This is a genomic window from Sporocytophaga sp. (genome assembly GCF_017745095.1).
Lineage (GTDB): Bacteria > Bacteroidota > Bacteroidia > Cytophagales > Cytophagaceae > Sporocytophaga.
Map to the genome: position 1 here is coordinate 38,794 of NZ_JAGHZZ010000003.1, position 11,783 is coordinate 50,576.

Annotated in this window: 12 protein-coding genes; 6 read left to right on the forward strand and 6 right to left on the reverse strand. The window is 36.2% G+C overall.

What is annotated here, in order from left to right:
* The first annotated feature begins 177 nt into the window (after positions 1–177).
* Together J7604_RS05235 and J7604_RS05240 are read left to right on the forward strand one after the other, a co-directional pair.
* Positions 178–888 (forward strand): hypothetical protein, encoded by a 711-nt coding sequence (locus tag J7604_RS05235; RefSeq protein WP_293892155.1) that lies wholly within the window; start codon positions 178–180, stop codon positions 886–888.
* Between the two features lie 22 nt (positions 889–910).
* The gene (locus J7604_RS05240; protein WP_293892158.1) at positions 911–1,819 is read left to right on the forward strand and encodes a bestrophin family protein; all 909 of its coding nucleotides are present in this window, start codon (positions 911–913) and stop codon (positions 1,817–1,819) included.
* 129 nt (positions 1,820–1,948) lie between these two features.
* Here the strand turns inward: J7604_RS05240 and J7604_RS05245 are convergent, their stop codons facing one another.
* Genes J7604_RS05245 through panB form a run of 3 tightly spaced genes read right to left on the reverse strand, consistent with a single transcriptional unit; the run spans position 1,949 to position 3,877 of the window.
* Positions 1,949–2,254 (reverse strand): DUF6787 family protein, encoded by a 306-nt coding sequence (locus tag J7604_RS05245; protein WP_293892161.1) that lies wholly within the window; start codon positions 2,252–2,254, stop codon positions 1,949–1,951.
* 58 nt (positions 2,255–2,312) lie between these two features.
* Positions 2,313–3,005 carry an RluA family pseudouridine synthase gene (locus J7604_RS05250; RefSeq protein WP_293892164.1) on the reverse strand — a complete coding sequence of 231 codons (693 nt, stop codon included), beginning with the start codon at positions 3,003–3,005 and terminating at the stop codon, positions 2,313–2,315.
* A gap of 53 nt (positions 3,006–3,058) precedes the next feature.
* The gene (gene panB / locus J7604_RS05255) at positions 3,059–3,877 is read right to left on the reverse strand and encodes a 3-methyl-2-oxobutanoate hydroxymethyltransferase (protein WP_293892167.1); all 819 of its coding nucleotides are present in this window, start codon (positions 3,875–3,877) and stop codon (positions 3,059–3,061) included.
* A 185-nt stretch (positions 3,878–4,062) separates the two neighbouring features.
* Between panB and J7604_RS05260 the strand changes: the two genes are divergently transcribed.
* Entirely contained in the window at positions 4,063–4,578 is a 516-nt protein-coding gene (locus J7604_RS05260; protein ID WP_293892170.1) for a hypothetical protein, read from the forward strand.
* A 26-nt stretch (positions 4,579–4,604) separates the two neighbouring features.
* Here J7604_RS05260 and proS read toward each other — a convergent pair whose 3' ends face one another.
* Positions 4,605–6,080 carry a proline--tRNA ligase gene (proS, locus tag J7604_RS05265; protein ID WP_293892173.1) on the reverse strand — a complete coding sequence of 492 codons (1,476 nt, stop codon included), beginning with the start codon at positions 6,078–6,080 and terminating at the stop codon, positions 4,605–4,607.
* 198 nt (positions 6,081–6,278) lie between these two features.
* On the opposite strand from proS, the gene J7604_RS05270 reads away from it, so the two are divergent.
* The 3 genes from J7604_RS05270 to J7604_RS05280 are packed head-to-tail and all read left to right on the forward strand — an operon-like array spanning position 6,279 to position 10,095.
* On the forward strand, positions 6,279–7,613 hold the full coding sequence (locus J7604_RS05270; RefSeq protein ID WP_293892176.1) for a hypothetical protein: 1,335 nt from the start codon (positions 6,279–6,281) through the stop codon (positions 7,611–7,613).
* A gap of 9 nt (positions 7,614–7,622) precedes the next feature.
* Positions 7,623–9,176, forward strand: coding sequence for a hypothetical protein (locus tag J7604_RS05275; RefSeq protein ID WP_293892179.1), 1,554 nt, complete (start codon positions 7,623–7,625; stop codon positions 9,174–9,176).
* A gap of 25 nt (positions 9,177–9,201) precedes the next feature.
* Complete coding sequence (locus J7604_RS05280; RefSeq protein WP_293892182.1) at positions 9,202–10,095, forward strand: redoxin domain-containing protein; 894 nt, start codon at positions 9,202–9,204, stop codon at positions 10,093–10,095.
* On the opposite strand, the gene J7604_RS05285 is transcribed toward J7604_RS05280, so the two are convergent.
* A complete protein-coding gene (locus J7604_RS05285) occupies positions 10,085–10,600 on the reverse strand; it encodes a shikimate kinase (RefSeq protein ID WP_293892185.1) in 516 nt (171 codons plus the stop codon). The two genes, J7604_RS05280 and J7604_RS05285, sit on opposite strands and share 11 nt — an antisense overlap.
* A gap of 129 nt (positions 10,601–10,729) precedes the next feature.
* Entirely contained in the window at positions 10,730–11,782 is a 1,053-nt protein-coding gene (locus tag J7604_RS05290; protein WP_293892188.1) for an ABC transporter permease, read from the reverse strand.
* Position 11,783 lies beyond the last annotated feature (1 nt).

The following is an 11,783-nucleotide window of genomic DNA, read 5'->3' on the forward strand; positions in this document are numbered from 1 at the left end:
AATATCTTTCTAATTTCGTTCTAATCTTAACGTCTGTCATTAATAAAACATACAGTATATATGGGGAATTGATAGATGATGTGTTAACTTTTCCCCAGAAATTATAATCATTTTTTTATAACCGTCTCAGCTCATTTTAATTTCCGTATTTTACTTTTGTAAGGAAACAGAGCAGATATGCTAACATTTCTGATTCCAACTGATTTTTCGGAAGAAACATTTATTACAATTAAGAACCTTAAAGCATTGGTTAATTCCAGTTCTTTGAAGATTATTCTATTGTATTCTGTACCTCTTCCGAATTCCATCATTGAAACATTATTTCTCCCTAAATACAAAGACTACCCAAGGAGTGACTTTCAAGAGGAATTAGATAAAATTAAGGCTGAAGCAATTGATACCGATATGCATATTCACATACACTGTCAATATGGGATATCTGAACCTATACTTGATCATATCATCTGTGAATATGGAATACATTTTTCTGTAATATCAGACATACAACCCAAGAAAGAACAGGAGGAATTGTTTGACATAATAAAAAAAAGCTATGCTCCGGTACTTCATATTCCACAAGGCTGCAGAATCGATGCTAATCCTTCTGTCGGAATTATTATGCCAAAAGGTTACAAAACAATACCATCAGACCTTCAGAACTTATTGCCATTACAGCGGCTTTGCATATATAACGAGTCAGATAGTTTGGTAAACATTAATGATAAATCAGTTTCAATTTCCAAAGCTGCTTCACTGTTAAAAGAACTGCAGATTAATTTATTGATAGAGATGAATGCAAAAAGAAAAAAATCATTGCTCAAAAAAAGAACGTCTGCTCATTCCAAATTCGAAATAGGTATTCCTCTATTAAGAGTTAATTATAATTAAAACGAATGCTTAATATAAACCTATGCTTCTAAAGAAAAATATCCCTATAAAATATGTACTGGGCAAGATCAAATATGAACTTGTCTTTATTGTTATCTATGCATCGATAATTGGTTACCTTGATTCATCATTGCACCTGGAGAACATTTCTGTATCTACTGGTGTACCTACAATCTTAGGTACCATAATTTCTTTACTCCTCGCCTTCAGATCAAACCAGGCTTATGACAGATGGTGGGAAGCCAGAGTCATTTGGGGCGCGATTGTAAATGATTCAAGAACACTTTCCAGACTAGTGTATTCTTTCATAAACGATCCAGAATTTTCAGTTGAAAAACATTCATTCAAAGAAAAGTTTATCAAACGTCAGATCGCTTGGTGTTACTGCCTTGGAGACTCGCTGCGTAATCAGGTAAACCTTAGTAGAATAAAACCTTTTCTTTCTGATAAAGAAGTAGACTATGTTTCTAAACATGATAATAAACCTAACGCACTATTGTACCTACATAGCCAGGATATAAATCAGGCATTGGAAAAGGGTTGGATCAATGCCTATCAACAGGTAAAAATCGAACATATTATTACCAATTTATGTGACTCTATGGGTAAATGTGAAAGAATAAAAAACACTATCTTTCCTACTACTTATAGCATGTACATTAACTTTACCCTTTGGATATTTATTCTTCTGTTTCCTTTTGCGCTTACAAGCTACTTCGGCTTGTTCGAGATTCCTCTGATGATCGCTATTACTGCGGCATTACTTCTTGTTGAAAAAATGGCAATCCATTTACAGGATCCTTTTGAAAACAGGCCAACAGATATTCCGGTAACAGCTTTGGCTAATACTATTGAAAAAAATCTTATGCAAATACTAAGTGAAGATTCAACAACAGCAAAAGCTCAAGTAGAGTCCTACTATGTATTATAATCTTGTAAGTGTGGTTATTTCTACTCCGGGCTTCATAGTATCCGAAGCTCCGGAGTAAAATAGCTTTATTGGTGGGGTGTTTAAAATAAAAAGGGGAAGTATATTCCCCTTTTTTATTTTAATGATATTTTATCTTTTAAATGGTTTCCCAAACCTTCCGAAAGTCTTTTTTGTCACCCCCCAAAAGAATGGAAACTGACGAAAAATAAATCCATAGGTTAACAGAAACACATAATAAAATGGGAAAATCACAAAAAGCCAAAGAAGGAATTTTATATAAAATGGAGTTTCTGCAACCACTCCCATCAATGGAAATAAAATCTTTCTAATTTGAACTGCAGATATTCCAGTTAATCCAAAAACGATAAAAATAATCGTCATCTGCCAATTGCTTGTTATCCCCCACTTGTCTTTCAATTTGAACCAAAAGCTCATACTTTATAAAATTTTATTAAACCGAAAATTAAATATGAATTATGAACACATTCTGAAGTTATTCAAACATTTTGAACTTCCCCCAAGCTCCCGAACCCGGCAAATCTGCAATTAGTTCAATTGGCTCTTTTTTTACTGGGTGAATAAATTTTAATTTCCTTGCATGAAGACAAATACTATGATCTCCATTCTTTTCAGAAAATCCATATTTCACGTCTCCTTTAATCGGACATCCCATAGATGACAATTGAGATCTTATCTGATGATGTCTCCCAGTATGAGGATTCACTTCAAGCAGATACAGCTCACCTGACTTACCGACCATTTGATAATCCAACTCAGCTCGTAAACTATCCTTTATTTGGTTATCATAAGTCTTGGAGACGTTAATTTTTCCGTCTTTTTTCATCCAATGCACCAGCTTGCCGCTAAGTTCCGGAGGCTTATTTCCAACAATAGCCCAGTATACTTTCTCTACCTTTCTTTCTCTGAAGACCTCATTCATTCTTTCCAGAGCTTTGGAAGTTTTGGCAATCACTACAAGCCCGCTTACAGGTCTGTCAAGCCGATGAACAACACCGGCAAAAATATTCCCCGGCTTATTGTATTTAGCCCTTAAATAATCTTTGATATAATCCGGTAATGCTTTATCTCCTGTCTCATCTCCCTGCACGAGTATGCCGCTTCTTTTATTTACTATGATGAGATGGTTGTCTTCGAAAACAACTTGAAATTTATCTGAGAAATCCACTTTGGTAAGCACTTAAAGTCAGGCCTTGAATTTGGCCCGACTGATGGTAAATTTTAATAATATTCTTCTTGTCCGGGAAAGTCTACAGACTTTACATCTTTAATATACTCTTCGACAGCATTGGTAATGATATTATCCAGCTCCGCATATCTTCTCAAAAATCTTGGTTTAAACTCTTTCGTAATTCCAAGCATATCATGAGTAACAAGTACCTGCCCGTCAACAAATGGTCCTGCACCAATACCGATTACCGGAATAGTAAGCTCTTCAGCAACTGTCTTAGCTAATTCAGCAGGAATCTTTTCTAAAACGATAGCAAAGCACCCACAGTCTTCTAAAAGTCTGGCATCTTCTATAAGTTTCTTAGCTTCTGCCTCTTCTCTTGCTCTTACGGTATATGTTCCGAATTTATAAATACTTTGAGGAGTAAGTCCGAGGTGTCCCATAACCGGTACACCAGCACTTAATATTCTCAGAATACTTTCTCTTATTTCTATCCCTCCTTCTATCTTCACAGAATGCGCTCCGGATTCTTTCATGATCCTGATGGCTGATCTTAAAGCTTCAGAAGAGTTTCCCTGATAAGATCCAAAAGGAAGATCTACAACGACTAATGCCCTGCTTACCGCTCTTATTACAGAACTCGCATGATATATCATCTGATCAAGGGTGATTGGCAAGGTAGTTTCGTGTCCTGCTATCACATTCGAGGCAGAATCTCCTACCAGCAGAACATCAACACCTGCTGTGTCCAGAATTTTTGCCATTGAATAATCGTAAGCCGTAAGCATGGAAATCTTCTCTTTACGATTCTTCATTTCTTGTAACTGGTGCGTAGTTACTTTTCTAATTTCTGATTTGTGAACAGACATCTTACTTTATAATGCTCTGTAAAAACGGTTATTTAAAATGATAATTTTCTTAAAGGTATGTAATTAATCCAAATAGGCCAATTTTATTCCCTTTCCTATTATTGAAATCTGTGAGTTACAGGGAGTATTACAACCTAAATAACTATTCATTTTTCACCCCTGTTGTATTGATATATGTAAAAAACATGCTAAAAACTATATCAATATTATTAATTCTTTTTTCAATCAATATATTAGATGAGGAAGTGGACATTGAAAAAAGAGGCGCTACAAAACGTAAGGAGATCACAGGTGCATTAGCCAGCGCCTTAAAGATGAACAATTTTGATATGCTCACTTCTTACATTCCGGATGAAAATGAAATTTTATACTTAAAAAATCATGCTTCCCAGAAAGATAAATACATTTATGACCAAATAGATGTGGAAACTTTTAAAAATCAAACGAAAGAAAACTTTGCAACTGTTGAAGAAGCGGGCATAAGTCATCAGCTAAACTGGTCTGAAACTGAGCTTGTAGACCAACAGGAGTTGAAAAAAAATGAGAATAACTTTACAGTGTTTATGGCTGTACAGGACATGAATGGGAAAACAATGAAACTATCCTATGATGCTATCAAAATAAAGGAAAAATGGTTTCTGTTTCAAGGCATTAGAGTGGAACAATGCCTTACAGTAAGGAAAGACTGCCCCAAACAATAATTTGGGACAGTCTTTAAATTAAATAATTAATATGCTCTGGCAAATACTACCCTCTTCGTACTAGGTTTGCCTGTGTAAATACATTTACCAGCTTCATCTTTGGCATCAAGAGGAATGCACCTGATAGTCGCTTTTGTTTCTTCTTTTATTTTCTCCTCAGTTTCAGAAGAACCATCCCAGTGAGCTAAAATGAAACCACCTTTTGTATCCAGTACTTTTACAAATTCATCAAAAGAATCAACCTTAGTTGTGTTTTCTTCTCTGAATTTTAAAGCTTTATTAAAAATATTCTGCTGAATATCTGCCAATAAGGATTCTACCTGAGTAACGGCTTCCTCTATTTTAAAAGACTTTTTCTCTTTAGTATCTCTACGAGCAATTTCAATTGTTCCATTTTCAAGGTCTCTTGCTCCAAGTGCCAGACGAACAGGGACCCCTTTAAGTTCGTATTCTGCAAATTTAAAGCCCGGAGTCTGAGTATCTCTGTCATCAAACTTCACTGAAATCCCTTTTGCAAGAAGCTGTTTTCTTATCACTTCAGCTTTTTCCCTTATAAGTTCAAGTTGTTCTTTTCCTTTGAAAATAGGTACAATTACCACCTGAATCGGTGCCAAAGCTGGAGGTAAAACCAAGCCTTCATCATCCGAGTGAGCCATAATAAGCGCTCCCATCAATCGGGTACTTACCCCCCACGAGGTTCCCCAGACAAAATCCAACTGACCTGCCTGATTTGCAAATTTTACATCAAATGCTTTTGCAAAATTTTGTCCTAAAAAATGCGAAGTTCCTGCCTGCAAAGCTTTTCCATCTTGCATTAAAGCTTCAATACAATAAGTATCCTCTGCGCCAGCAAAACGCTCATTTGCAGTCTTTTTACCTTTCACAACAGGCATCGCCATAAATTGCTCAGCAAAATTTGCATATACCTCAAGCATTTGTTCTGTCTCTCTGATCGCTTCCTGAGAAGTAGAATGCGCTGTGTGCCCCTCTTGCCATAAAAATTCCGCTGTACGCAGGAATAAACGAGTTCTCATTTCCCAACGAACTACGTTAGCCCACTGATTTACAAGCAATGGCAGATCTCTATATGACTGAACCCAGTTTTTATATGTGCTCCAGATGACAGTTTCAGAAGTAGGTCTTACAATAAGTTCTTCTTCTAGTTTTGCTTCCGGATCTACAATAACACCTTTTCCATCCGGAGAATTTTTTAATCTGTAATGCGTTACTACCGCGCATTCTTTTGCAAACCCTTCAACGTGGCTTGCTTCTTTGCTTAAATAAGATTTTGGGATAAAAAGAGGGAAATAGGCATTAGAGTGTCCTGTATCTTTAAACATTTTATCTAAAACCGACTGCATTTTTTCCCAAATGGAAAAACCATAGGGTTTAATAACCATACAACCTCTAACCGCCGAATTTTCAGCCAGATCTGCTCTTTTGACCAGTTCATTATACCATGCTGAATAATCTTCACTTCTTTTTGGCAATCCTTTGCTCATTATTTTTATTTATTTTGGTATACCTTTTGATCTTTAATTTTTGAAGTGGCAAATATACTATAAGACTAGAAAATTGTTTTTAAAAGTTGAATAAAACGGTTTTTCATAGTCCTTTAGCTAAAAATAAATTAATTTGCTTAAAGATAATGGACTAAAGGTCCGTTTCGTTAGTTATTAATACAGATAAATAGTATTACTATGAAATCATTTGGACTCAAAAATTTACTGGTATTGACTGTGTTAGGAATGATGGGAGCTTGCACCAGTAATCAGTTCACGTCATCTTCTCCTGAAAATGATGACCTTTATTTTTCTTCTAAGGATAAAAGGAAAGTACAACCTGTTGCTACCAATAACCAAACTTACTCAGGAAATGATATGCCTCAGAATTACAATTCTGACAATAATCAAAACTATTCAAATAATAATAATCAATCTTCCACCAACGAATACAGTTATTCTTCAAGTGATAAACCTGTAGACTATTCGAGATATACTTATAAAAGTAACACCTCTTCTTCTACAAGTTCTGGAGGTGATACCTATATCACGAATAATAATTATTACGACAATGACGATTATATCTACAATAGTAATTCCTCTAGGAGATATAATTGGGGAATGGGTTATACAACAGGCTGGAACCCATATGCCTCCTTTGGACCTACTTCAAGAATTACTGTTAGTTTCGGCTACAATACAGGTTGGGGGTGGAATAGCTATTATGGCTACAATTCCTTTTATCCTGGATATGGTTTTGGATATGGAAGTCCATATTATTCTTGCATGAGCTGGGGCTCCCCTTATTACTATTATGATTATTATTCGCCTTGGTATAGTTATAATAGCTGGTACTCTCCATACTGGGCTACTACTTGGGGAGGATATCCTTATTGGGGAGGATATGGTGGATACTATGGCTATCCATATAGCAGCTTTGACAGAGGATATAGCTATGGATACATGCAGGGATATAACAATGCAAATGTAAAATCCAGACCTGTTAATAATGGTCCAAGACAAGACAGAACGGCAGGAAGAGTTAATACTCCTCAAAACAGTAATGACCCAAGAACACAGAGGTATTCCAACGGAAATACTCAGGATTCTTATAACAATGGTCAGGGTAGAGTAATCAAAGAAGACGCAAATGGTAGAAAACAAATCTATTATCCGGGAAATAATTCCGGCAGCAATAGCCAACAATCTACATCATCTACGCCTACTACGACTCCTGACAACCGTTCGACCTATCAATCTAACGATCAATATTCTTCACCTTCAAATAATTCCGGAAACTCAGGAGGTGGAAACAATAGCAATAGAAGACAAATTTATAATAATCAGAGGAGCTCTTCCTATGATAATAACAATAGCAACAATAGTTATAATAACCATAATTATAACAATAGCAATAACTACAATAATCATAACAACTACAGTTCGCCCTCTCCAAGAGGTGGTGGCGGTGGTGGTGGCGGAGGTTCTGCTCCATCCCATAACAGCTCTCCTGCTGGCAGAAGAAGGTTTTAGTACAATACTATGAAAATATCAAAATACATTTTTACAACAGGCTTTTTAAGCCTGTTTTCTATTTCTGCTTTTTCTCAAGGTCCATTTGGTTACTACAATGATGCCGTGAGATTTTCTCAAACCACATTTGGGGGTACTGCACGCTTCCAGGGTATTGCAGGAGCTACAACAGCTCTTGGTGCCGATATGGGAACACTTAATAGTAACCCTGCAGGTCTGGGATTTTATAGAAAGTCTGATGTTAGCATTACGCCCGGTCTAAATTTCGCAGGAACCCGAACCAATATGCTTGGTACAGAGACTAGAGACAATAAAGTTAGCTTTAATATCGCCAATATCGGAATTGTCTTTTCTGGCGCAAAAGATGATATAGTGCCGGGGAAATACAGAGGAGGTTCATTTGGTATCAGCATGACTAGAACCAATAACTTTCAAAACCAATTTAGCTATAGTGGTTTTAATAAATCAAACACATTCGGCCAATATGTAGCTGAATCAGCAAGAGGCTATACTTATGACGAAGTTGCCAACCAAGACCTTAATGCTCTTACTGATATCGTAGGTCTAGCCTACAATGCCTACCTTATTGACCCAATATATTGTGGTGAAGATGCAAATGGACCAATCCAATGTCCTGGAAATCCATGGCACTCATTGATGAGTGATAACATCGTAAAGCAAAAGGAAATAGTTGCTACCAAAGGAAACCAAAGTCAATGGGACATTGCATACGGTGGAAATATTGATGATAAAATTTATCTCGGCGCCTCGCTTGGAATTGCTACTATCAAATATGAGTCTAGTAAAGTATTTACAGAAACCAATACCCAGACTAGTGATACTATTGATAGCTATTCTTTATATGATAATTTAACATTAAGGGGTACCGGTATTAACTTTAAAGTAGGAGCAATTATTAAACCTGCTGATTGGATAAGAATAGGACTTACCGGTCAGACTCCAACATATTATTCAATCAGGACTACTTATGAGTACAAAATCAAGATGAATCTAAATTCAGATTTTGTAAACGCATTTGGTATTGATGACTCATTCCAATCCTTCTCTACGCTCCCTGGGACATATAATTATAATCTGACAACACCTGCAAGAGCAAAAGCAGGAATTGCCTTATTTGCAGGGAAAGCTGGATTTATTTCCGGAGATGTCGAAGTTGTAGGCTATAGTGGAGCGAGATTAAAAGGGGCCGATCCTCAGGAATTGGACGCAGATAATGATGTTATAAAAAATCTTTATAAGACTACATATAATTTTAACCTTGGAGCAGAAGCCAGACTTGGTGACTATAGGTTAAGAGCCGGATATGCAAGATTAGGCGATCCATATAGACATGGGATTGTCGATGATCTCGATAGGACCATTAATACCTTTACCTTCGGTGCTGGTTTGAAATCTGAAGGCTTTTATGCTGATGTTGCTTTTGTAAATACATTCTACAAAAGTAATTACTACTCTTATCACTTAAACAGCGGCAAAGAACCAATGGCAATTGTCAATAACAGAAATACAAGCTTTGTAATTACAATAGGCACAAGCTTTTAATTTTATAATATAAATTAATATCAAGATGAAGAGCAAATGGCTTAAAACAATCATTTTATTAGCAATTTTATCTTCATCTTTCTTTTTCTCTTTTGCCCAACCCAAAGTAGGACAAAAAGCGCCAGATTTTGAAATTGAAGATCCTAACGGGAAAACAATTCATCTGTCAGATCTTACTGGCAAAGTCGTATTGCTTGATTTTTGGGCTTCCTGGTGCATGCCATGCCGCGAAGCCAATCCAGAAGTAGTTGCTATCTATCAGAAATACCACGATAAAGGATTTGAAATTTTCAGCGTTTCGTTGGATACCAAAAGAGAAGCCTGGCTTAATGCTATAAAAAAAGATCAACTCTCATGGCCCAACCATGGGAGTGATTTAAAGGGTTGGGAAAATGCAGTAGCTGAACTCTACGAAGTGTCAGGAATTCCCGCTACTTTTTTAATAGACGAAAAAGGATTTATCATCGGAACTGATCTTGACGAATACGATCTTGACAAAAAACTGAATTTCCTGTTTAACGAGCAAGTTCAGTTTTATCCTCAAACCGCTGCTGGCAAACTTTTTTTCACTACAAAAGCCAAGTATCAGATAGAAGACTTAAAAGGGAATATTTTACTGAAAGGTAAAAGTGAAGAAGTTGACATTACTGGATTAGCAGCTTCGGAATACGTTGTCAGATATGAAGATAAAACATCGCACTTCCTCAAAAAAGTGAGCGATCAGTCCCTTGTTACTTTTTATCCGCAACGAGTAGATGACAAACTTACTTTATCTAAAAACGCTAATTTCGAAATATATAATCAAAGAGGCAAACTGATCAAGAAAGGGGCAGGCGCATTTATTATGGTACAGGATCTTGCATCCGGCAATTACTACCTCAGTCTGGAAGGCACAGTTAGTACTTTTTTCAAAAAATAACTTCCTTTTCTTTTAGCAATTTTATTACTTCTTCAGCTGAAGTTACCCCGTTTATTTCAAGGTTTGCTTTATTGTAAAAACCAGTTCTCTCTTTGCACTTTTGAATCAGAAAAGCTAACATATCCTCTTTGGTTTTCCCCTTCACCATTGGTCTGCTCTGATCATTTACTGCATATAATCTTTCAGTAATTATTTCCGGAGAGACATTAAGATATATACTAAATCCCATGGATAATATTAAATTCATATTATCATAAAAACATGGCAAGCCTCCTCCTGTCGAAATGACAGTATTATCGAGATTATTAAGCTGCTTAAGGGTTGCTTCTTCGAGTCTTCTAAAATGGTCCTCTCCGAACTGATGAAATATTTCATTGATCGTCATTCCTTCTGTTTTGACAATTAATTCATCCGTATCTAAAAATTCAAAATTAAGTAGTTCCGCAAGTTTAACGCCAAGGGTAGATTTCCCCGAACCGGGGAGTCCGATTAAAAAAAGCTTCATGCAGCAAAATTAACAGGGATTAAGCATTAAAAAAAATATCAGTGTTAATCAATCCATTAGAACTTATAATCAAATGGTGGATTTTAATAATTAACAGGATTTTTTCAAAGGCGAATGCTTATTTAGGAGTTAATGCAATCTTACCCTTGGGTCAATGGCTGCATATAAAATATCTACACAAATATTGATAACTATGAAAACAAGGGCTACAAACAATGTTGTACCCATTACTACAGGAAAATCAAGCTTATAAACCGCATCAATAGTAACAGATCCTATCCCCTTCCAATTAAATATGTATTCTATAAAGAATGCACCAGCCATTAAAGAAGCTAGCCATCCGGAAACTGCAGTAATAACTGGATTCAAAGCATTTTTCAAAGCATGCTTAAGTATTATTTTATAATATCGTAGACCTTTTGCTCTGGCTGTTCTTATATAATCCTGAGATAATACATCCAGCATACTGCTTCTTGTAAGCTGAATAATAATAGCTAAAGGTCTAAGTCCTAAGGTAAATGCAGGTAAAATAAGGTTTTTCAATACCAACTTTCTCCCAGTTAGATCATCCTCCCATAACTGGCCAGATGTATTCAAGCCCGTATAATCAGAAAGGTAATATCCAAAAACCATGGCAATTAACGCTCCCATCACAAACGGTGGTGCTGAAATGCCCAAAACTGAAAGAGAAATTGTCGAATGATCTAGAAGGCTGTTGGGTTTAACGGAAGCCATCATTCCAAAGAGTATTCCAAAAACAGTGGCAAATAACATAGCTGCAAATGCAAGCCAGAAGGTGCCTTCAAGATTCTCGAAAATGATTTCACTAACTTTTTTATTGGTTTGAAATGATCTTCGCAGATATGGATATTTAACCACTACTACTTTATCATTTACTGTGAAAAGTTTTTTATACTCATAATTCTTTTCATTTGCTTCAGTATTCTTATGAATAGAAACAGGAGAAAGATCATTCAAATAATAGCCCAACTGCACAGGAAGTGGCTGGTCGAGGCCCAGCTCCCGGGTAATAGCTTCTCGGGTAGAAACGTCTGTTCTCTGCCCTGCCATCATGGCTACAGGATCGCCAGGCAATACATTAAAAAGAAAAAATACAACTATCAAAGCACCGAACAGTACCAGAAAGCCATATAAAAACCTCGTCGATATAAATTTTATCATT